At 36.4% G+C, this 22,369-nt stretch carries 18 protein-coding genes; 3 read left to right on the forward strand and 15 right to left on the reverse strand.

Annotated features, from left to right (window positions below; genetic code table 11):
• The 11 genes from mutL to ACW6OJ_RS01335 all read right to left on the reverse strand — a co-directional run.
• Positions 1-1,595: DNA mismatch repair endonuclease MutL (mutL, locus tag ACW6OJ_RS01285; protein WP_456095565.1), on the reverse strand; the 1,595-nt coding region annotated here is incomplete at its 3' end.
• A gap of 9 nt (positions 1,596-1,604) precedes the next feature.
• Entirely contained in the window at positions 1,605-4,247 is a 2,643-nt protein-coding gene (gene mutS / locus ACW6OJ_RS01290; protein ID WP_456095566.1) for a DNA mismatch repair protein MutS, read from the reverse strand.
• Positions 4,248-4,433: 186 nt separating this feature from the next.
• The gene (locus ACW6OJ_RS01295; protein WP_293427322.1) at positions 4,434-5,159 is read right to left on the reverse strand and encodes an ABC transporter ATP-binding protein; all 726 of its coding nucleotides are present in this window, start codon (positions 5,157-5,159) and stop codon (positions 4,434-4,436) included.
• Positions 5,140-6,156: an ABC transporter substrate-binding protein gene (locus tag ACW6OJ_RS01300; protein ID WP_456095567.1), complete on the reverse strand. Its 1,017-nt coding sequence runs from the start codon at positions 6,154-6,156 to the stop codon at positions 5,140-5,142. Before ACW6OJ_RS01300 ends, ACW6OJ_RS01295 begins: the two co-directional genes overlap by 20 nt.
• A gap of 2 nt (positions 6,157-6,158) precedes the next feature.
• Positions 6,159-6,920 carry an ABC transporter permease gene (locus ACW6OJ_RS01305; protein WP_314495452.1) on the reverse strand — a complete coding sequence of 254 codons (762 nt, stop codon included), beginning with the start codon at positions 6,918-6,920 and terminating at the stop codon, positions 6,159-6,161.
• The gene (locus tag ACW6OJ_RS01310) at positions 6,895-7,185 is read right to left on the reverse strand and encodes an MTH1187 family thiamine-binding protein (protein WP_314495362.1); all 291 of its coding nucleotides are present in this window, start codon (positions 7,183-7,185) and stop codon (positions 6,895-6,897) included. The genes ACW6OJ_RS01305 and ACW6OJ_RS01310 overlap by 26 nt, the downstream gene beginning before the upstream one ends.
• Positions 7,186-7,398: 213 nt before the next feature.
• The gene (locus ACW6OJ_RS01315; RefSeq protein WP_314495364.1) at positions 7,399-8,001 is read right to left on the reverse strand and encodes an NUDIX hydrolase; all 603 of its coding nucleotides are present in this window, start codon (positions 7,999-8,001) and stop codon (positions 7,399-7,401) included.
• Between the two features lie 362 nt (positions 8,002-8,363).
• Positions 8,364-8,939, reverse strand: a complete 576-nt coding sequence (locus tag ACW6OJ_RS01320) for a recombinase family protein (protein WP_456095568.1) — start codon at positions 8,937-8,939, stop codon at positions 8,364-8,366.
• Between the two features lie 345 nt (positions 8,940-9,284).
• The gene (locus ACW6OJ_RS01325; RefSeq protein ID WP_456095569.1) at positions 9,285-10,904 is read right to left on the reverse strand and encodes an ABC-F family ATP-binding cassette domain-containing protein; all 1,620 of its coding nucleotides are present in this window, start codon (positions 10,902-10,904) and stop codon (positions 9,285-9,287) included.
• 148 nt (positions 10,905-11,052) lie between these two features.
• Positions 11,053-12,426 (reverse strand): NCS2 family permease, encoded by a 1,374-nt coding sequence (locus ACW6OJ_RS01330; protein ID WP_455103879.1) that lies wholly within the window; start codon positions 12,424-12,426, stop codon positions 11,053-11,055.
• 86 nt (positions 12,427-12,512) lie between these two features.
• The gene (locus ACW6OJ_RS01335; protein WP_304083978.1) at positions 12,513-13,196 is read right to left on the reverse strand and encodes a response regulator transcription factor; all 684 of its coding nucleotides are present in this window, start codon (positions 13,194-13,196) and stop codon (positions 12,513-12,515) included.
• Between the two features lie 271 nt (positions 13,197-13,467).
• Here ACW6OJ_RS01335 and ACW6OJ_RS01340 point away from each other — a divergent pair, with 271 nt between their 5' ends.
• A complete protein-coding gene (locus tag ACW6OJ_RS01340; protein ID WP_314495371.1) occupies positions 13,468-13,764 on the forward strand; it encodes a Dabb family protein in 297 nt (98 codons plus the stop codon).
• Positions 13,765-13,979: 215 nt separating this feature from the next.
• Here the strand turns inward: ACW6OJ_RS01340 and ACW6OJ_RS01345 are convergent, their stop codons facing one another.
• Entirely contained in the window at positions 13,980-16,247 is a 2,268-nt protein-coding gene (locus ACW6OJ_RS01345; RefSeq protein WP_456095570.1) for a heavy metal translocating P-type ATPase, read from the reverse strand.
• A gap of 200 nt (positions 16,248-16,447) precedes the next feature.
• Here ACW6OJ_RS01345 and ACW6OJ_RS01350 point away from each other — a divergent pair, with 200 nt between their 5' ends.
• The gene (locus ACW6OJ_RS01350; protein ID WP_293427293.1) at positions 16,448-16,648 is read left to right on the forward strand and encodes a hypothetical protein; all 201 of its coding nucleotides are present in this window, start codon (positions 16,448-16,450) and stop codon (positions 16,646-16,648) included.
• Between the two features lie 168 nt (positions 16,649-16,816).
• A complete protein-coding gene (gene typA / locus ACW6OJ_RS01355) occupies positions 16,817-18,655 on the forward strand; it encodes a translational GTPase TypA (RefSeq protein ID WP_455103882.1) in 1,839 nt (612 codons plus the stop codon).
• 35 nt (positions 18,656-18,690) lie between these two features.
• Here the strand turns inward: typA and ACW6OJ_RS01360 are convergent, their stop codons facing one another.
• The 3 genes from ACW6OJ_RS01360 to ACW6OJ_RS01370 form a co-directional block, all read right to left on the reverse strand.
• Positions 18,691-19,395 (reverse strand): SAM-dependent methyltransferase, encoded by a 705-nt coding sequence (locus ACW6OJ_RS01360; RefSeq protein ID WP_314770724.1) that lies wholly within the window; start codon positions 19,393-19,395, stop codon positions 18,691-18,693.
• Positions 19,396-19,408: 13 nt separating this feature from the next.
• Positions 19,409-20,344 (reverse strand): magnesium transporter CorA family protein, encoded by a 936-nt coding sequence (locus tag ACW6OJ_RS01365; protein ID WP_456095571.1) that lies wholly within the window; start codon positions 20,342-20,344, stop codon positions 19,409-19,411.
• A 103-nt stretch (positions 20,345-20,447) separates the two neighbouring features.
• Entirely contained in the window at positions 20,448-22,298 is a 1,851-nt protein-coding gene (locus tag ACW6OJ_RS01370; protein ID WP_456095572.1) for a tetratricopeptide repeat protein, read from the reverse strand.
• Positions 22,299-22,369 lie beyond the last annotated feature (71 nt).

Here is a 22,369-nt window from a genome sequence, read left to right on the forward strand (position 1 = left end):
AAGGATTTCATGTACATTTCAAACCTAACTCTTTCATGGGCTGCGTGCTGGTCCATCATATATAGTTGGTCAGACTTAGAAAAAAGAATATAAGTATTGAATACAATGCCTATATAGTTGAGACCTTCGAATTCGTATCTAACTGAAGTGTCTTCTTCCACAAAGGAAAGTTGGTGGTCTTGGTCAGCACTTGTTCCAGTTTCCTTATTGATTGAGTCCAGTCGACCTCTTATATTAACTTTGTCAGGAGTTAAGTCATGCTGACCCAATGTATACTTATCATCTTGGACCAATATATCCCTATTTTCTAACGACCTTATTTCGCTTAGGCTAGTAAAGTGGTCTGCCTTATAAAGAGTCTTATCTGAAGCGGAAGATGCCTTTTCTATATCATGCTTTGGATATCCAAAATCATTATGATTATGAGATGTCTCTAAAACTACATTATCTTCGGCTTCAAAAGCAGATTTTCCATTTTCCCTTACTAAGTCTGAATTGGTCTTTTGCTCATTTTTAGTATAGGTAAAAGAATCAAAGGTCCTGAATGTATCATTTGATTCATAGGACTTTTTTGCTAGGTCCTTAGACCTATACCTACCAATCAGGCTATTCTTAAGGAGGCTTCCCCTTATATAGTCTCCTAAGTCCTCAAGTATTGGTCCTTCATTGTCAAACTTGACCTCAAGCTTGCTTGGATGTATATTCACATCGATTTTTGCTGGGTCTATTTGAAGATTTATAAAATAGACAGGGTACTTGTTAATAGGTATGATGTCCTTATAGGCACTATTAATAGCATCCATTATATTAGGACTTTTTACATATCTACCGTTTATGAAAATAAGTTGGTTATTTCTGTTTGACCTGTATACATTGTTGTTAGCAATGTATCCATCTATCTTATAATAGGCTGACTGGTAGTCAATTTTTATCAGGTTATCACTAGTGTCCTTACCATAAATCATCCTAATAGTGTTATATAGGTTTGAATCACCAATCGTTTCAAAAATGGTTTTTCCATTATTTATATACTTAATACTAACACCTGGATTACCGATTGCTAGCTTATTTATAAGGTCAGTTATATTAATAATCTCTGCATGGTTGGACTTTAGAAACTTCCTTCTAGCAGGCACATTGTAGAAGAGGTCTTTTACAATGAGTTGTGTGCCTGTATTTGCACCTACAGGGCTTTTAGATTCTATCTTACCACCATTTATAAGTAATCTGGTACCCATAAGTGCATCCTTAGTCTTAGTAGTCATATCTACCTTGGATACAGCCGCAATTGATGCCAGGGCCTCCCCCCTAAAGCCAAGAGAGTGAAGGTTAGATAGGTCCTCTGCCCTCCTTATCTTGCTCGTAGCATGCCTTAAGAAGGCCTTATTTATATCATCAGCATCTATACCAGATCCATTGTCTATGACCTTAATCATATCCTTGCCTGCATTTTCTATTTGTATAGTTATGGTCTTTGCACCAGCATCTAGGGAGTTTTCGACTACTTCCTTTATAATTGATGAAGGTCTTTCTATGACTTCACCAGCAGCGATTTTATTGATAGTCGAATCATCTAATATATTTATCCTAGTCATAGCCACCTCCTAGCTCTTACTAATTTTTTCTGCTTCCTTCTTTAATTCATACATTACATTCATAATATCCATAGGGGTAGAATTCATTATATCAATATCCAAGACCCTATCAATAAAGCCCATATAGACCTTATTTTTATCTTGGATTTCTTTATTTTTAGCCTGGTTTTGGAACATGTCAAAGCTAAGCTGTACACTATTGGGCCTAGACTGGTCGATGCTAGCAGAATTATCAATATGGTTTTTTTCAAGTTCTGCTAGTATTTGGTCTGCCCTTGCTATGACATCATCAGGTAGTTTGGCCAATTTTGCAACATAGATGCCGTAGCTCCTATCGGCAGCCCCCTCTATAATCTTTCTTAAGAAAACAATATTGTCCCCATCCTCCTGGACAGCAACAGAATAGTTCTTTATCCTTGAGTACTTGTCTTCTAGGTCAGTCAACTCGTGGTAGTGGGTTGCGAAAAGAGTCTTGGCTCCAATCTTATTATATATGTACTCTACTATCGACCAGGCAAGGGATATACCATCATAGGTGCTTGTTCCCCTTCCTATTTCATCCAGAATAATTAAGCTATCACTACTTGCGTTTGACAGTATCTGGCTTACCTCATCCATTTCAACCATAAAGGTTGACTGGCCTTGGGCTAGGTCATCACTTGCTCCTACCCTTGTAAATATACGGTCTACTATAGGTATATTTGCATAGGTCGCTGGTACAAAGGAACCAATATGGGCCATTAAAGTAATCAAGGCTACCTGCCTCATATAGGTTGACTTACCAGACATATTTGGACCTGTAATAATATTAACCATATTATCATAGCCTATATCTGTATCATTATTAATAAAGTTTTCCTCGCCAATAATCTGCTCTATAACAGGGTGACGACCGCCTTCTATAGCCAAGACTCCGTTTTTATTTATATTTGGTCTTGTGTAATTATACCTGTTCGCTATAATAGCATTCGAAATATATAGGTCAAGTTGGGCGATCTTAGCTGCCACTATTTGTATCCTGTCAATATTTTGGTATACCTGTCCACAAATATCCTTGAAAAAGTTATACTCCATAGCCTTTATTTTATCCTCAGCATTAAGTATCTTGTCTTCAATTTCCTTTAGCTCAGGTGTTATAAACCTTTCGGCATTGACCAGGGTCTGTTTTCTTATATATGATTCATCTATATCTATCTGAAGGAGGCTGGCCTTTGTAATTTCAATGTAGTAGCCAAAAACCTTATTATATCCTATTTTTAGAGATTTTGCACCAGTTTTTTCCCTCTCTCTTTGCTCTATATCCCGAATCATAAAGGCTCCGTTATTAGATATATCTCTTAGCTGGTCCAGTTCATCAGAATAGGCTTCCCTTATTATATTACCGTCCTTAATTCCTGTTGAAGGTTCATCTTTTATGGAATCCCTTATCAGCATATAAATGTCACTTAGGCAGTCTAGGTCCCCAATAAAGGTCTTTAAAGCATGGGCCTTAGAGTTAGATATAGTATCCATGATATATGGTAGGACCTCGAGACTATTCTTAAGGTTTACTAGGTCCTTAGGAGATACCCTATCATAGGCTATCTTGGCACAAATCCTTTCTAAATCAAAAATTGAAGAAAGTGACGTTTTTAGCTCATCCCTAAGTATATAGTCCTCCTTTATTTCCTGGGTAATATTCAGTCGGTGGTCTATAATTTCCTTGTTTATAAGGGGCTGCTCAATATGCTTTTTAAGCATTCTAGCACCCATAGGTGTAGATGTAGCGTCAAGTACTTGTAGAAGGCTCCCCTTTTTCTTACTAGTCCTAATAGTCTTGGTCAATTCCAAATTTATACGAGTAAATAAGTCAAGGGCCATATAGTCTCCTGACTGGTATATATTTATTGTATTTAGGTTACTTTCATGCATCATCTGGGTCTTACTGATATAGTTTAAGACTATGGCAAGTGAATACATAATCAGGTTATCCCTGTCTAGACCTAGCTGGTCTAGGTAGGACTGTTCAAACTGTTTAGTAATTATAGTCTTATCTAAGAGACTGGTATCAAAGTCCTCATTTAGGTATATGTTGGCCATATCAGATAGGCTACCTAATGAACCTAAAAGGTCTGGGCTGTTGGACAAAACCTCTCTAGGAAGAATTTTAGCAACCTCATTTTTAACCTTGTCCAGGTCTAACAGTGATGCATTTAGCTCACCGGTGCTAATATCTACATAGGCAATTGAAACTTCATGGCCCTGGCAATATATAGCCATTAGATAATTATTTGAGCTCTTTTCCAGTGAGTCATCCTCTAGTAGGGTTCCAGGTGTAACGATCTTTACAACCTCTCTTTTTACCAAGCCCTTAGCAGTAGCAGGGTCCTCTACCTGTTCTCCTATGGCTACCTTATAACCGGCTTCCACAAGTCTTGTAAGGTATGACGATGCGGAGTGATATGGAACGCCACACATAGGGGCTCTTTCCTCTAGGCCACAAGCCTTACCTGTAAGAGCTATATCTAGTATTCTAGATGCTAAAAGTGCATCATCAAAGAACATTTCATAAAAGTCACCTAATCTATAAAATAGAATACAATCGGGATATTCATCTTTTGTTTCTAAGTATTTTTTCATCATGGGTGAAAGTTTATCTCTATCTATATTCATGACTACCTCCATCTTATTTCTCAATATTTAATTATAACATATTTCTATAATGCTTGACAAAAAACCAACCCCTAAAAGTCAGAAATTTAAACTACTAAAACTCTTTTGAGGTTGGTTGTTAAAGCTTATTTGATTGTACTAATAATATTATAGATATCTAATGCTATCTGAGTCAAAATAAGAAAATCAGGCTCGAATCAAGTCCATAATATGGGCCTTTATCCTGGCCACCTCCCCTATTTGTGTCTTATCTACATGGCTAGGGTAAAGGGAAATTTCCTCCTTAATATGAGCTGGCTTGTTTGATAGTACATAAACCCTATCAGCCAAATTAATAGCCTCATCTATATCATGGGTTATCAGGAAAATAGTTGAGTTCATTTTCCTTCTTACCTTCCGAAACCAGTCCTGAATTGATGCCTTGGTTATAGAATCTAGGGCACCAAAGGGCTCATCCAAAAGCATTATATCATTAGATGAGAAGTAGGTCCTCATAAAGTTTGCCCTCTGTCTCATACCACCTGATAGCTCATGGGGATACATATTTTCATAGCCTTCAAGTTCGAAGGTCTTAAAGTATGGCTTAACACTTTCCCTAGCAAGACTCTTTGACTGGCCTTCAATTATCATTGGAAGGGCTACATTGTCCAATATAGTCTTATATGGCAGTAAGAGGTCTTTTTGGTACATATAGCTAAGTTTACCCTCAATCCTATAGCTACCTGAAGAGGGCTCTACTAGGCCTGCTATTATATTAAATATTGTAGACTTACCACAACCGCTCGGTCCAACAATGGCAACTAGTTCACCCTCGCTTATATGGAGGTTTATATTATCCAGTATTTTAGTTTTACCATAGTACCTATTGATGTTTTCAAAGACAACCTTAATTTTATTTTGGCAAGAATTCATTTGTAAAAGCCTCATCAACATTTAATGCTTTTTTAATTAGGCCATTGTCCTGCATGAACTTAGCATAGTTTTTCCATACTTCTGCTTTCATCTGACCCCATTTTTGTGCGTCGTCCTTGTATAGCTTGGCCAAGTATTCTTGGCTTGCCTTTACTAGGCCCTTGTCAAGCTCTGGTACAGCCTTTGAAAGAATATCTGCCGCCCCACTAGGATCTTTGATAGCCTCTTCATAGCCCTTACTTGTTGCTGCCATAAATTTTTTGACAAGTTCTGGATTTTCCTTTATTGTCTTATTGTTTGTGATTATTATTGGTGTATAGTAATCTAGGGCTGGATCAATATCCTTGATAGGAATATAGTCAAGCTTGACATTCTTTAATCTTGCTTCAACACCTGTCCAGGCATCAAATACCCAGGCGAAGTCGATATTTTTCTTAGTAGCAGTAAAGTAGTCGTCCTTACCAATATCTACCCTCTTTAGTTTATTGAAGTCTGCACCCTGTTTTTTCATGGCTAGCTTTATTATAGCCTCTTCCGATGGTGATCCCCAACCACCGTAAGTTTTACCCTCAAAATCTTTAGCAGTCTTTATATTCTTTTCAACTGGAGCAGCGAAGCCTGATGTATTATGCTGGATAATCGTAGCAATAGCCTTTACTGGAAGAGGGTCCTTTTCTCTTGTAAGAGCATAAGTTACGTCCTCCTGGTAGCTAACACCGAATTGGGCCTTGTCACTAGCAACAAGAGTTGCCGCGTCACTGTCAGATGGCTGTATTATTTCCAGGTCGATACCCTGGTCCTTATAGTAGCCCTTTTCCTTGGCTAGATAGATACCAGTGTGGTTAGTGTTAGGCGTATAATCAAGGACAAGGGTAACTTTTTCTAGCTTGTCACCTTCCCCACTCTTAGATGCATTATTTTCGCCTGAACAAGCAGATAAACCAGCTATAGCTAGTAGTCCTACCAAGGCGAGTGATAAAATTTTCTTTGCTTTCATATTTACCTCCATTTAATAAGTATTTTTTTAAATATTGAAATAAGTCCTACAAATAGTAAACTAAATAAAACGACTAATAAAGTACAGGCGAACACCTTATCAAGGGCATAGGAAGACTTAGCCCTAACCATGTAAACTCCCAAGCCTGCACTTCCACCCAACCACTCAGCAACAGTTGCCGCTATAAAGGCATAAGTAGATGAAATCTTTAGTCCTGTAAAAAACTTATCCATAGCCATTGGGAATTTGAGGTGGACAAAGGTTTTAAGCCTGTTGGCCTTCATAATTTTAAATAAATTTAGAAGGTCCCTGTCTATACTGTCCATACCATCTATAAAATTGATTAGCATAGGGAAAAAGCAGGTTAAGATAACACATATAACCTTCGATTTAATTCCAAAGCCAAACCAAATAACAAGAAGTGGTGCTATTGTGATAGTTGGTATCATCTGAGTTACATACATGATTGGATGAAAACATTTTTTTATAAAAGGCACGAAGTCCATTATCATACCAATAAGGAGGGATATAATTACAGACATTAAAAGACCAATTACTGTTTCTTTTAGGGTCACCCTGCTGTGCATGGCTAGAACCTGCCAATCATTTACAAACTCTAAATATATATCCTTTGGGCTAGGTAGTATATAGGATGGTACAGAAAACTTGACAACTGTAATTTCCCATATAATTATTATCCCAATAAAGGTTGCCAGAGGGTAGGCAATATTTTTTAATTTATCTATGGTGCTTAAGTTTTTCATCAATAGACAATCCATCCTTTTTTTGGTCTATTCTAAAAATTGTTATAACTCTCTCGCAACCTAATTCAAACGGAATAAGATGGACTTTTTTCGCTAGTTCGAACACCTTATCCAGATCTCCCTCTACAGTTGTTGAATTGGCACCTATTTCATATTTAAGCCCACTCTTTTTAATAAGCTCTATACACTCATCTACAACCCTATACATCTCCTCTTCACTCCCATAAGGCCTTAAGGGCATTACTGCTATATCTCCTAATACCATAACTATCATCTCCTTTTGTTTAATAAAAAAGTCCCACTAGTGTGAGACAAATAATTCCAACACTGGCATTATCCAATGAGTTTAAGGGTCGAAATAATTCCTCTCAGCAAAAGCTCCCCTTTTAAATTTTCTTTTTTAGTAGGTTTATCAAATCAGAAAAATTTAAGATAAGCTACCCTTACAATTATATCATATATATAGTCTAAAGAATAGCTATATTAGTTTTTTTGAAAAACTGTTCACTATATTTGCTGTAATACCCCATATCACAATCTCCCCTATCTTGTAGAAGGAAATAGGATACTTATATGACCCCCAGTAGTATGATTCGGGTATATTCATTTCCTCAAATGGAAAATCCGGACTCGGCTCTATACGGACGGTGTTTTTAAGAACAAGGGGCTCATTTTCTAGGAAATAGCTAATTGGAAGAGTAAACAAGCACTCCACCTCATCATTTTTTATATCCAGGTTAAAGTTCCTATCTATCTCTGCAAGAAAACAGTGTATTAAGCCTCTTCCTGGAGCCACATAGGTATCAAGTTTGGTGATGATTTTCACCTGGTCTGGGCTACATGACATTTCTTCAGAGAACTCTCTTATTGCAGCGTCATAAGGTGCTTCGCCTTCCTCTAGCTGACCACCTGGGAAGGAAACTTCACCTGGCTGAACCTTCAGACTTTTATTCCTAACCTGAAAAATGAGGTGCTGGTCACCGTCTATCTCAATAACGGGTACGACAATGGAGTAGGTCTTATTCTTTAGACCTATAAAGCCAGGCTCTTTGTTTTTGAAAATTTCATTTAAATCAAACATTAACTTCCTCCTTAGTCCAAATCTATTGAATTTAACTAGTCACTTATCTCATATGGTATACACCTAGTATACCATATCAAATATATACCCACTATATAAATTTATAATTGTTTATCATATTTTATTAACTTCCTAGATAGGCCTATTCCTATAATCACTGAAACTAGGACAATTAAACTGTATGCACATATTTTCATGAATATAGATAAGCTCTTAAAATTTTAGTATTCATTATTATATTCCTGGTTTTGTCAAAAAAACAAGGGTAAAATAGAATTAGATAGCTTTCATATAAACAAAAAAGACCAATTATGGTCTAGTCCAAAATTAGTCTTTATAAATTCACATTAATAATATAATTCCTATTTTATTGCCTGCTTCTTTGCTCTTATAAGGGTACTCTTCGATATGCCGGTCAATTCCTCTACCTTCTTATAAGAATAAGAGTTTAGCATATCTAGGGCTTCCTGGATTTGTTCCTCGCTAAACTTCTTAGGCCTGCCCTCTTTAAAGCCACTTGTTTTTTTAGCCTTGTTCTTGCCAGACTGGATTCTTTCTACTAATAGTGCCTTATCAAAATTGTTAACAGCACAAAGGGTCTTAAATAGGATATTACCTAAAATTGAAAAATCAACAAGTCCTATATTTAGAATATGAATAGATGCCTGCTTGTCTCTTATAGAGGCAATAATATCAACTGCATCACCAATGGAAGTGGCAAACCTGTCTAACTGGGTAACCACCAATATGTCTTCTGGGTTTAATAAATTAATTATCTTCTCAAATTCTGGTTTTACATTCATATCAAGTGATGACTCTTTAAATATGATACTGTCATAGTATCTATCTTTTATAAGATCTTCTTGCTCTTCTAAATATCCAAGCTCTATTTGCTTGCTCGTAGTCGCCCTACAATAACCATAAATCAAGTGCCACACCTCCTTTGATACTCATGTTCATAACTTATGATTTTTTAATTCTATATCCTAACAAAATCATTATAACATACTTTACCCATAAAATACAATTAGTAATATTCAAAAATTGAAAAATATTTTTGAATATTACTAATGAAGTGTTGTAAATTTATGGTTACAATAAATGGCTTTTGGTTAAGACCAATTTATTGTAATCATAAGTCTAATATTATTTTATTAAAATTTTGTAAAATTTATTTTATAAGTTAGGTTTATAAGTGTCAGTAATTATACCTATAAAAAGCTTGAAAACAAGGCTTTTAGATATATTTGATACTTTTGATACCAAACATAAAACTTGTGAACCTACTGCTGAACGATTTTCTTCAATAGGTCTTGTATTTCTTCGCTTTCTATAAAATCTTCAAAGTTAGTCTTTCTGTCTAAGATTCCATTTTCACCGATAAATATAATCCTGTTAGCTATAGATGATATAAATTGGTGGTCGTGTGAAGTAAATAGAAGGACACCCTTGTAGTCCTCTAAGGCCTTATTGACCGAAGTTATAGATTCTAGGTCTAGGTGGTTTGTAGGATCATCCAGCATAAGTACATTTGCATTTGATAGCATTAGCTTTGATAACATACACCTTACCTTCTCTCCTCCGCTTAATACTTGAGCTTCCTTAAGGGCCTCATCTCCACTAAATAGCATCCTACCAAGAAAACCTCTAATATATGACTCACTCTTCTCTTCTGAATACTGTCTTAGCCAGTCTACCAGGGATAATTCACATCCGTCAAAGTACTCATTGTGGTTTTTTGGCATATAGTCCTGAGATGTAGTCACACCCCACTTAAAGCTACCTTCGAAGTCTGTATCCCTTTCAGAAAGTATATTAAATAGGGCTGTTGCTGCAGCGTCATCACCCATAAATACAACCTTGTCATCATTTTCTAGCCTAAAAGATATATCATCTAGAACCTTTACTCCATCTATTACCTTAGTAATATTATGAACCTCAAGAACCTCATTACCAATTTCTCTTTCTGGCTTGAAGGCTACATATGGATACTTCCTTCTGGAAGGCTGTATTTCCTCTATATTAAGCTTTTCCAGCTGTTTCTTCCTAGATGTTGCCTGCTTAGCCTTAGAGGCGTTAGAGGAGAACCTAGCGATAAATTCCTTTAACTGGGCAATCTTCTCTTCGGCCTTCTTATTCTGGTCCTTCATTAGCTGTAGTGCCAACTGACTTGATTCATACCAGAAATCATAGTTACCAGTGTATAACTGTATTTTACCAAAGTCTACATCAACTATATGTGTACATATTGTATTCAAGAAATGCCTGTCGTGGGATACTACAATTACTATTGTTTCATCTAGCCCAATTATAAACTCATTAAGCCACTTTATTGATGCATAATCTAAGTGGTTGGTTGGCTCGTCCAGAAGAAGTATTTCAGGTGATCCGAAAAGGGCCTGGGCCAATAATACCTTGACCTTTTCAGCGCCTGTTAGGTCTGCCATTAGTGAGTAATGTAGGTCTTTCTCAATGCCCAATCCCATTAGGATTTTTTCAGCATTAGTTTCGGCATCCCAACCATCAAGCTCAGCAAATTCACCCTCTAGCTCTGCAGCCTTTATTCCGTCTTCATCAGAAAAGTCTTCTTTCATATATAGGGCGTCCTTTTCCTTCATAATATTCCATAGCCTTTCATGTCCCATTATTACTGTATCAAGGACAGAGATTTGGTCATATTTAAAGTGGTCCTGCTTTAGGACGGACATTCTTTCTTTGTCAGTAATTGATATTACACCTGTATTAGGCTCAATTTCACCAGATAAGATCTTCAAGAAAGTAGACTTTCCTGCACCATTTGCCCCAATCACTCCATAGCAGTTACCCTTTGTGAATTTTAGATTTACATCCTTATATAGCTCCTTGTCGCCAAATCTTAGGCCGACATCTGTTACCTGTAACATAGTATCTCCTCTCAATTTATATCAAATATTTTTTCTCAAGATAAAGGACTATTGAATACGTACATAATCAATAGTCCTTGATATTCCATATATATTTAATTATATCAATTAGACAGCTTTTGTCAATTAGTATTTATACGGACTTATTTTATAGGAATAATAATTTTATTAGGAATAGTATTCCCAGAATTATCATAACCCAAGATACCTTTTCTCTCTCTTCTGGCTTAGCGAAGATATTGTAAACTAGGTTAATAATTACATATGAAAGTATACCAATAGTTAAACCGTCACCAATACTGTAAGTAAGAGCCATACTTATAACTGTAATAAAGGCTGGAAGACCTTCTGTTACATTGTGTAGATCTACTTCACGTAGGGAGCTGATCATTAGGTAACCAACATATATAAGGGCCGGTGCTGTGGCACAAGCAGGAATTGCTATAAATATTGGTGAGAAGAACATAGCTATAAGGAATAAGATACCTACTGTAATAGCTGTATATCCTGTCTTACCACCCGCTAGTACACCTGTTGATGATTCAACATATGTAGTTACAGTTGATACACCTAGTAGGGCACCTATAGTAGTAGCTAAAGAGTCAGCTAGAAGAGCTCTACCAACATTTGGTACATTACCATCTTCATCAAGCATATTGGCCTTAGAGCAAACACCAACCAAAGTTCCTACTGTATCAAAGAAGTCAACAAATAGGAAAGTACAAACTATAACGAAGAAGTTACCAATGTCTGTTGGATGTGAAAAGAATCCAAAATCAACCTTGCCAGCTACTGGAGCTATTGATTCGAACTTAAAGATTCCTGTAGGAAGATATATGCCAAGCTTAGTTGCCATTTCAGGATTAAGTGCAGCATATATCCAAGCCATAATAGAAGAAATGGCAATACCTGCAAGTATAGACCCCTTTATATTCTTCTTATCCATAACACCTATAACAAATAAACCGATAAAGGCAAAGATAACAGTAGGTGAAAGGTGACCCATACTAACAAATGTAGCTTCATTAGCAACTATAAGACCACAACCCTTTAAGCCTAGGAAGGCTATAAAGATACCTATACCGGCTGTAACACCATACTTCATATTCAGTGGTATAGAATTTACTACAGCTTCTCTAACCTTAAATAATGTTAAGAATATAAATATAATACCTTCTACAAATACTGCCGTAAGTGCAGTTTCCCATGGAATACCACCCTTTAAAACAACTGTATATGCAAAGAACGCATTTAAACCCATACCTGATGCAAGGGCAAATGGTAGGTTGGCTACAAATCCCATGATAAAACAACCAAGAGCTGCAGCTAAGCATGTAGCAGTTACTAGGGCTCCGGCATCCATACCAGCAGCAGCTAGCGTGCTTGGGTTTACGGCTATAATATAAGCCATAGTTAAAAATGTCGTGATACCTGCTAATATCTCTTTTTTAATATTAACATTTTTTTCAGAAAGCAGGGGAAATATACCCTGGCTACTAGCAGTTTTCTGATTTGAGTTCATTTAGTACCTCCAAAATTAAAAATAAATAATAAAATATATCAAGAGTTGCCCTAATTCTAGAAACAGCTCTATAAATAACCTATTTCTTATTCATGATTTCCATCAATCTTATCCAGTGTATAGCCAATACCCTTTACAGTCTTTATATAGGGTAGGCCAATTTTTTTTCTTATATTCTTTATATGTGCATCTACTATCCTGGAGTCACCATAATAGTCATAGCCCCATATACTGTCTAAAAGAGTCTCCCTGGTAATAACCTGTGGGTACTTCTCAATTAGCTCCTTAAGTATATTAAACTCTTTCAAGGTTAACTCAACGACCGCCTCCTTAACCTTCAAGCTGTAGGTATTTAGGTCTAGTGAGATTTCCTCAAAGTTTAATTCGGTATTTTTATTTTCGTTATGACTCCTCCTTAGGACAGCCTCTACTCTCTTTAGTAGGAGGTTGAAAGAAAATGGCTTTGTGATATAGTCATCACAGCCAAGATCAAAGCCCCTTATTTGATCGGATTCGTCAGCTAAGGCAGTAAGGAATATTATGGGAATATTAGAAGTATTTCTAATCATCTTGCAGGTAGTATGACCATCTAAGTTGGGCATCCTTACATCCAAGATGATCATATCAAACTTAGATTCCTTAAACTTCTTAATACATTCAACCCCATTAGTAGCAGTAACAACCAGGTAGTTTTTTGCCTGTAAAAATTCAGCTGTCAACTCTCTTGTTTCCTTATCGTCTTCTACAATTAGAATTCTTTGTCTATTCATTTTACTATCCCTTCTCTCGAGCTCACTCATAGAAATATTATACCAGATTATCCTAATTCATACAATTTTCTAAATAGACATTGCAAGCCCACTACACATCCTAAAATCAATTATATCAAATTTTATACCAATATTCAAGAAATAAAGTTCGCCTTAATATGAATATTAATCTATAATTAAGTATTATAATCACCTATTGCAAAAAAATATTGGAAATTTAAGCCTTTTATTATATAATCTAAGTGATAAATATTTCAAGAGGAGGTTCAGCGTGAAGCACATAGTTTTATTCAAGTTTGAGAATAAGGATTGCCTTGAAAAGGTAGATAGGTTAGTAACTGAAACGTATGATAAATTAGAAAAGGTCCATAAGGTGATAGAGGGCTACAGTTTTTCTATTAACTGTTTGCCAGAAAAGGAAAATAATATGGATCTAGTCTTGTTTGTAGACCTTACAGGACCAAGTAGCCTGTCAGGCTATATTGACCATCCAGACCATCAGGAGGTACTTGTCAAGCTAAAATCACTAGGACTAAAAGACAAGGCAGTTATAGATATAAACGAGTAATTATTATAAAATTTGTATATTTATTTACAGGTCTAAATAGCTATTAAAGCTTATGAGTAAATTAAAAGGGAAATATAGGGGTTTGTACCGCCCCCTATATTTCCCTTTTTTATTATACTTATATTTTATACTTCTTCTTTATTCTATCTTATGTCTTATATCATGTGCATATTTTCTCGTCATATAAGCTATATTCTCTTAGTATGGCAAGGAAGCTAAAATGTCTTAAATTTCCTCAATCTAAGAGCGTTTGAAACAACACTTACAGATGATAGACTCATGGCCGCAGCAGCTATCATTGGATTCAGAAGTGGTCCTCCAAATAAGTATATTAATCCAGCTGCAAAAGGTATGCCTATTATATTGTAACCAAAGGCCCATCCAAGATTTTCTTTAATATTCCTGATAGTTTCCTTGCTAAGCTTGATTGAATTAGGAACATCCATCAAGCTATTCTTCATTAGAACTATATCTGCAGACTCAATGGCTACATCAGTTCCACTACCGATTGCTATACCAACATCAGCCAAGGCCAAGGCTGGGGCATCATTTATACCATCACCAACCATGGCAACAAACTCACCCTGGTCTTGTAGGTCCTTAATTACCTGAGATTTTTCTGATGGAAGAACATCTGCCCTTACTATATCTATTCCTACCTGCTTGGCTATGGCTAAGGCTGTTTTTTCATTATCTCCAGTAATCATGGCTACCTTGATACCCATTTGATGGAGTTTTTCTACCGCCATAGCACTATCTTTCTTTATTGTATCAGCTACAGCTATAAGAGCCTCAACTTGACCTTCTACTGCCAATAGCATAGGTGTGTTACCCTCTTGTGCATATTGATCAACCATAGCCTTTAGCCTATCCATATCATTCTTATCCTTATAGTCTTCTATTAGTTTTAGGTTACCCAGACTAATCTTTTTTCCATTGACCTGGGCTTCTACCCCCTTACCAGTTATACTGGTAAATCCTTCTACAGGATATAATTCTAGACCTCTTTCTTTAGCGTAATCAAGTATCGCATCTGCTAGAGGATGCTCTGAATTTTTTTCTATTGATCCAGCATATGATATTAGTGCATCTTCATCCATAGTATTTCCCAATAGCCTTAAACCGATAACCCTAGGCTTTCCCTCGGTAATTGTACCTGTCTTATCAAAGGCTACTGTGCTTATCTTGTGGGCAGATTCAAGTGAATCTCCACCCTTTATAAGTATGCCATTCTCTGCCCCCTTACCTGTTCCAACCATAATGGCAGTAGGTGTTGCCAGGCCAAGTGCACATGGGCAGGCAATCACCAAGACGGATATAAAAATAGTAAAGGAAAACTGGAAGCTCGCATCCCCAATCAGCAACCAGGCAAGACCTGACACTAGGGCAATAGCAATGACAACTGGTACAAAGTAGCCTGATATTAGGTCAGCAAGATTGGCTATTGGGGCCTTCCTATTTTGAGCATCCTCCACAAGCCTTATAATCTGTGATAGGGTTGTATCCTTGCCAATCTTTTCTACCTTGAATTTAATATATCCGTTTTTATTAACACTGGCACCAGTTACCTTGTCACCAATCGTCTTTTCAATAGGTATACTTTCACCAGTTAACATTGATTCATCTATAGATGTAGAACCATACACTATACTTCCATCTACTGGTATTTTCTGACCAGGCTTAACAATAACTATATCTCCAACCCTAACCTTATCGATGTCTACCTCTTTTTCCTGACCATCAATTTCTATTATAGCTGTTTTAGCCTGAAGCTCAAGTAAGGACTTAATAGCTTGAGAGGTTTTTGACTTGCTTCTGGACTCTAAATATTTACCAAGCATTATAAGGGCTATAATCATGGCACAAGACTCATAATATAAAGGAAGGTGATGGCCATTTGACATAATGCTATCAGCAAATCCTGGCTCACTTCCTATCCTAAAGCTAGTTATTATACTGTAAATAAAGGCAGCCGATGTTGAGACTGCAACCAAGGAGTCCATATTTGGACCAAGTTGGTAAAGGGCCTTAAATCCATTGATATAGAATTTTTTGCCTGCAATCATTACAACTATAGCCAGTAAAGCCTGTATAAGTGCATAGTTTAGAGGATTATGATGGGGCGATATAAAGGCTGGTAAACCTATCCCCACCATAGGTCCCATGGATATAGTGAAGAGTATGCTAGCAAAGATTATTGCAACCAAAAATCTCTTGAAGCTTGTTGAATTATCTTCTCTTTCTATATTATCCTCCATCTCCATTTTAAATCCTGCTTTTTCAATGGCCGCTCTTAGATTATCTATATTACAAACCTTTGGGTCATACTCCACACTGGCCTTTTCTGTCGCGATATTTACCATAGCAGACTCTACGCCAGGGGTCTTTTTAAGCGATCTTTCAGCAGACTTTGAGCAGGCTGCACAAGACATACCCAAGACTGAAAAATCTATTTTTTCTATTTTGATATCCTTATTGTCCATAACTTACCTCCTAGACTTAGTATATATTAATAAAGCAAACACTATATATAATAGTTTTCATCTATAGTCATATTATACCCCCTATAGGTATATTAAATCAAGTAGTAAAATATATATGGTATTTTTTTTATATTTGCTTTATAATAATTATATGGATGCTTGTAGCTATCCATTATACTATAATAGACAGGGGGTTCTTTATGAGCAAGTCAACTAGAAATATACTACTATTTGTAGCCCTATTCTCTGTTTTTTCTTCAGTGAGTGGTTTAATCTACAAGTTTATATTGCATGCAGATGTACCGATGTTTCCGATAGTCGGTGGCTTGATATGTGGTTTTGTACTTACTTACCTGGTTACATCATACAACAAGGATGATGACTTTATGCCAAAGAAATAGTACATTTCTTTTTAATAAGTAATTTCACCCTGATCTTCCTTAAAATGTGAAAATCAGGGTTTTTTGTTTCGATTTTTCTATACAGTATTCTCATTATTTGGTATAATATAAAAGTTGATTAAAATTTAATTTAAATTTAATATATGTATTTATAAAGGAGCGTTTTTAGTGAGTATTAAGCATAATATAATTAATATAGCAGTAATAGCCCACGTCGATGCGGGAAAATCTACCCTAGTAGATGCCTTCCTAAACCAAAGTGGTGTTTTTAGAGAAAATGAGGTTGTTAAGGACTGTGTAATGGACAGCAATGACCTAGAACAGGAAAGGGGTATAACTATTTATTCAAAGAACTGTTCAATAAGACATGGTGAATATAAGATAAATATAGTTGATACGCCTGGCCATAGTGACTTCTCTTCTGAGGTTGAGCGTGTCTTAAAGACTGTAGATACAGTTATACTACTTGTTGATGCAACTGAGGGACCAATGCCTCAGACAAGGTTCGTACTTCAGAAGTCCTTAGAACAGGGCCTAAGACCAATCCTATTCATCAACAAGATAGACAAGAAGGACCAGAGGGCTGAAGAGGTTGTCAATGAAGTATTTGACCTATTTGTTGAGTTAAATGCAACAGATGAACAGTGCGATTTCCCAATTGTATATGGTATAGCCAAGCAGGGTATAGCCCTTAAAGAACTAGAGGATGAGGGCAAGGATCTATCTCCCCTATTTGAAACAATAATTAATCATGTAGACGCATATCCAGACTATGATGACGAGCCGCTACAGGTGCAGATTTCTGCCCTTGCCTATGACGATTATATAGGAAGACTTGGAATTGGCCGTGTTTTTAAGGGCAAATTAGACTCATCAGAACAGATATGTATCTGCTCAGAGGGACATGAGCCTAGAAGAGGTAAAATTTCGAAGCTATCAGTTTACGAGGGGCTTAAGCAGGTTGAAACTGACCAGGCTATGAGTGGTGAAATGGTTGTGGTTGCAGGAATACCTGATATAGCAATAGGTGAAACTATATGTAGCCAGGATAATCCAAAGCCAATGGGTGCCATCCTAATTGAAGAGCCTACCTTATCTATGAACTTTATGGTTAATGATTCCCCATTTGTTGGTAGGAGTGGTAAGTTTGTTACAACTAGACATATAAAGGACAGACTTGAAAAAGAACTTGAAGTAAATGTAGGACTTAAGGTTGAACCTCTTGAAACAACTGATGGTTATAGGGTTAGTGGACGTGGTGAGCTTCACCTGTCTATACTTATAGAAAACATGAGAAGAGAGGGCTATGAGCTAGGCGTTTCTAAACCGCAGGTATTAATGCACAAGGATCAAGAAGGAAATCTTCTTGAACCAATAGAAAGAGTTACTGTATCATGTCCTGAAGCCTACTCGGGTACAGTTATTAATGAATTAAACCTTAGGAAGGGTCTGATGGAATCAATGGAAATCCTAGATGGGGACTATGTGAAGATAGAATTCTTGGTACCTACTAGGGGCTTACTTGGTTATAGGAGTGAATTTATAAATGCAACGAGGGGTGAAGGCACCCTACTTTCATCATTTGAAAGGTTTGATGACTATAAGGGTGAAATACCATCGAGATTAAACGGTGTTTTAGTATCACAGACTGCTGGTAAAACTATGGGTTATGCTCTTAATGCCTTGTCATCTAGGGGTATACTATTCGTAGATCCAGCTATAGATGTGTACGAGGGCATGATAATTGGTATGAACTCCAGAAAGGAAGACATGGTAGTTAACCCATGTAAGAATAAGAAGATGTCAAATGTCAGGGCTTCAGGCTCAGACGATGCCATAAAGCTATCACCACCTAAGATATTTACACTAGAGGAATCACTTGAATTTATTGAAGATGATGAGTTGGTTGAAGTAACTCCAGATTCAATTAGACTAAGAAAGAAGATCCTAAATGAACAGGACAGGATTAAATACAATAGGTCACTACAGAATAAGGTAATAGACTAAAAAAATAAGGGCCACTATATAGTTTTAGTAAGCTATTATAGTGACCTTTTTTTATGCTTTTGAAAAATCATCAAGTCTCTTGAGTAAACAGACTTAATACATATATTTGAATAGCAGTCATCGTAAATAGACTTATCCTCTCCTAGCCTATATATTACGAACCTGTCCCTAGGGTCATTTTTAGACTCTTCAAGAAAAACTTCCTTGTACAGCCGGAAGTTGGTCCTGTTTTCTAGGTATTCAATATATTCATATGAAGGATAGTAAAGTATAATATCTACTTCCCTAGGTCTTTCTTCAACAGACCTATAAATATTATTTACAATACATATAAATATACTCAGGGCAAAGGGATTAAAAAAATAAAATTTATTTTCAAAACCACTCACCTGGTACTTCTCCGCTGGTCCATTTACGAAAAATAACCTATCCTTAGAAGCTTGATTTCTCGGTCTGTAGGTTTTTTTGTTTGCTAGGGCCGTCTTATGGAAGTCTTCACAAATTTCTACGCTTGTACAAGAGGAGTCAAATAAGAAATTTACCAGAAAGGCAAACCTGGCCTTACCTGAACCAAAATCTACAAAGTGGTCCTCTCCTCCTGCCCTATATTCATCAAATAGCTTGATAAGAGCCTTGTAGGGTGTTGGCTCATAGCGATTGTAGATCTTCTTTGTGTCCATCCTAGTTTCAGCCCTCGAAGTATTTATATGCAATAATTTTTCATAGTTTTCTTCTCGCATCTAAAACACCACCCTATAAGAGCCTCTTCCTTATTAGGTAGGCTGTAGATAAGATGCATATCAAAATTGTAATTACATTTACAATCAAGAAGCCATATGGATGGGTAGCAAAAGGTATACCACCAACGTTCATACCAAATAGACCGGAAATAATCGTTGGTACTGCCATTACAATGGTTACGACAGTTAGGTAAGTCATGACATTGTTCTGGTTGTTACTGATAATAGCACTAAAGGCATCCATAATCCTGCTTAGGATGTCTCCGTACATCTTTGACATCTGTAAGGCCTGCTTGTTTTCAATTATTACATCCTCTAATAGGTCTTGATCCTCCTGGTAATGCTTAATTATATTCAGCTTCAAAAGCCTGTCTAAAGTTGCCTCATTAGCTGTAAGCGATGTTGAGAAGTATACAAGTGACTTTTCCAATTGTAATAATTGTAGAAGCTCCCTGTTCTTCATTGAATTATGGATTTCCTGCTCTATTAGGTTTGTAGTGTTATTTATTCTTCTAAGATATAGCAAGTAGAAGGTAGCATTCCTATAAAGAATTTGTAGGATAAACCTAGTCTTCATATATGTATAGAAGTCCTTAACATGACCAACTATAAAGTCATTTATTATTCTTGTCTGCTTTGAACATATAGTAATAATACAGTCCCTAGCAAGTATTATACCTATAGGTACTGTCATATAGGTAGATGACTGGGCATCTGACATATCGAAGGGGATGTCAATTAATATAAGTGTATAGTCGTCATCATACTCTACTCTTGAGCTCTCCTCATTATCTAGGGCTGCTCCAACAACATCTGCCTCTATCTCCAAAAGCTTGCTGATATCTTCTATTTCATTGGAGGTAGGCTCAGTAAGATTTATCCAACAACTTGGTTCGAATTCATCTAGTCTTTCTAAATTTTGATTAATTGTCTTGTAGTATCTTATCATAAGCTCACCCCTTTCTGAAATTTATTTTATTTCTATTGATTTCTTTAACAAAATATACCTAATCTATATTTTATCATAAAAGCACTTTATTTAATATATATTCTTAAACATCAATATTTTCGACCTGGCCCTGGTCAACAGCCATCCTTACATCTCCCTGACTAAGTAGGCTTGTTATATCCTCATCTATATCTATGATATATAAAGGCTCAACATCCTCCTTTATAACCTCGTATTCAAGAGGATATATAGAAAAATCAGTCATCAATAGGTGATCATCAATAAAGTCCATATGTCTAACATCATTTAAGAGTTCATTTGTATTCTCGTAATTAAGGTTAGCCAAAGACTTAAACATATCTATTGACTTCCTGTAGTAAAAGGCTGCCAAGAAGTATTCACACCTCTTGTTGCCATTTTCTGCCCCCATTTTTAGGTATTTTTCAGCCTTGTCGTATTCAAAGCTTCTAAACATTAACTGGGCAAGATTGTACATGGCTTCAGTACAATTAAGCATAATGGCCTTCTCATAATACTCTATTGCCTTTTTAGGGTCTTTAAAAAAGTTATCATACATGATGGCTAGTGTATTTAAGGCATATATGTTATTTAGCTTTGCAGGCTCTTCAAGATAGGCCTTGGCCTCCTCGTAGTTAGTCTGCATAAAATATAGCCTACCTGCATATAGCTTGGCTATCTGGTGGCCATGGTCTGAGGCTATCTGGTAGTACCTAATTGCCTTCTTCTCATTACCCGTTTTTTCGTATATACTGGCTAGCTTGAAGCATGACTCTATATCACCATGATCAGCTGCCTTCTTATACCAATCTATCATATTATCCAAATCATTTAATTTCTCGTATATATTAGCTAGCTTAATCTGACAGTTTATATTGTCAGGAATCATCTTATAGTAGTTAATGGCTATATCATATTCCTTTAGAGTCCTACAAAGGTCCCCCATATTCTCCGCCGAATTATAGCATCCCTGGGCTATGGCCTGCTTGTAGTAAAGACCAGCCTCCTTGTAGTTTTTGTCCTCAAAAAGGATACCCGCAAGGTTATTTTTTGCCTCCTTGACACCATCATCAGCAGCCATCTTATAGTATATCCTAGCATTGTCTGTATCATTGTTCCTATTATAAAGGTTAGCCAGCCTGTACTTGGCCATTGTATGGTTTTGGGCAACGGCTAGCTCATAGTAGTGGATAGCATCAGATGACTTATCCTTCCTATCAAGTATAAAGCCCATCCTATATTGGGCATCCGGATCCCCCTCATCTGCTGCAACAGAATATGCCTTCTCTGCATCAACGAAGTTTTCAGAAAGCTCACTTAAGACGCCTAGATTCATAGCAGCCTTAAGGTGCTTCTTCTTTAAAAGCTTCTTATAAAGGTCCATAGACCTAGTGAAATTGCTCCTATCCATTTCAATAACAGCTAGGTTGTAGATGGCATCCTCATCATTTAAGCTTGCCCCCTTTTCGTACATTTCTTCTGCAAGCTCCTTATTATCTAGCTCTATATTTAGAAGCCCAAGGTTGAAGTAAGACTTAGCAAAACCAGCATCAGCAGTCTCCTTTAGGATTTTTTCAGACATTTCATAGTCTTCTAGTATATAGTAAATGACACCAATATTGTTTTTGGCAGCAAGTATTCCTTTTTCTGCTGCCTTTTCATACCAATAAAGGGATGTGTCGTATATTTCATTATTGTAGTACATGTTGCCTAGGTTAAATGCTGCATAATCAACACCATTATTAAAGGCAGACCTATACCAGTTTTCTGCCTTTTCGATTTCACCCTGGCTATCATATAATTGACCTAGAATAAGTTGGGCTCTTTCATATCCAGACTCAGCTGCTTCTCTAAATTTTTCTACAGCAAGTTCAGACTTACCAATTTTTTCATAGAAGTTTCCTTTTAAATAATCCACCTTTGGATTTTGTGACATCTCTTTCACCCCTTACTCTCATTTGCATACTTTTTCACTTATAATTATATAGCATTTAAAAAGTAAAGTAA

This window comes from Peptostreptococcus sp. (assembly GCF_977045075.1).

Coding starts and splice junctions, on each gene's coding strand:
- mutS (WP_456095566.1), bottom strand. CDS start 4,247: ATGAATATAGATAGAGATAAACTTTCACCCATGATGAAAAAATACTTA.
- ACW6OJ_RS01295 (WP_293427322.1), bottom strand. CDS start 5,159: ATGAATTCTTGCCAAAATAAAATTAAGGTTGTCTTTGAAAACATCAAT.
- ACW6OJ_RS01300 (WP_456095567.1), bottom strand. CDS start 6,156: ATGAAAGCAAAGAAAATTTTATCACTCGCCTTGGTAGGACTACTAGCT.
- ACW6OJ_RS01305 (WP_314495452.1), bottom strand. CDS start 6,920: ATGAAAAACTTAAGCACCATAGATAAATTAAAAAATATTGCCTACCCT.
- ACW6OJ_RS01310 (WP_314495362.1), bottom strand. CDS start 7,185: ATGGTATTAGGAGATATAGCAGTAATGCCCTTAAGGCCTTATGGGAGT.
- ACW6OJ_RS01315 (WP_314495364.1), bottom strand. CDS start 8,001: ATGTTTGATTTAAATGAAATTTTCAAAAACAAAGAGCCTGGCTTTATA.
- ACW6OJ_RS01325 (WP_456095569.1), bottom strand. CDS start 10,904: ATGTTACAGGTAACAGATGTCGGCCTAAGATTTGGCGACAAGGAGCTA.
- ACW6OJ_RS01330 (WP_455103879.1), bottom strand. CDS start 12,426: ATGAACTCAAATCAGAAAACTGCTAGTAGCCAGGGTATATTTCCCCTG.
- ACW6OJ_RS01335 (WP_304083978.1), bottom strand. CDS start 13,196: ATGAATAGACAAAGAATTCTAATTGTAGAAGACGATAAGGAAACAAGA.
- ACW6OJ_RS01345 (WP_456095570.1), bottom strand. CDS start 16,247: ATGGACAATAAGGATATCAAAATAGAAAAAATAGATTTTTCAGTCTTG.
- ACW6OJ_RS01350 (WP_293427293.1), top strand. CDS start 16,448: ATGAGCAAGTCAACTAGAAATATACTACTATTTGTAGCCCTATTCTCT.
- ACW6OJ_RS01360 (WP_314770724.1), bottom strand. CDS start 19,395: ATGCGAGAAGAAAACTATGAAAAATTATTGCATATAAATACTTCGAGG.
- ACW6OJ_RS01365 (WP_456095571.1), bottom strand. CDS start 20,344: ATGATAAGATACTACAAGACAATTAATCAAAATTTAGAAAGACTAGAT.
- ACW6OJ_RS01370 (WP_456095572.1), bottom strand. CDS start 22,298: ATGTCACAAAATCCAAAGGTGGATTATTTAAAAGGAAACTTCTATGAA.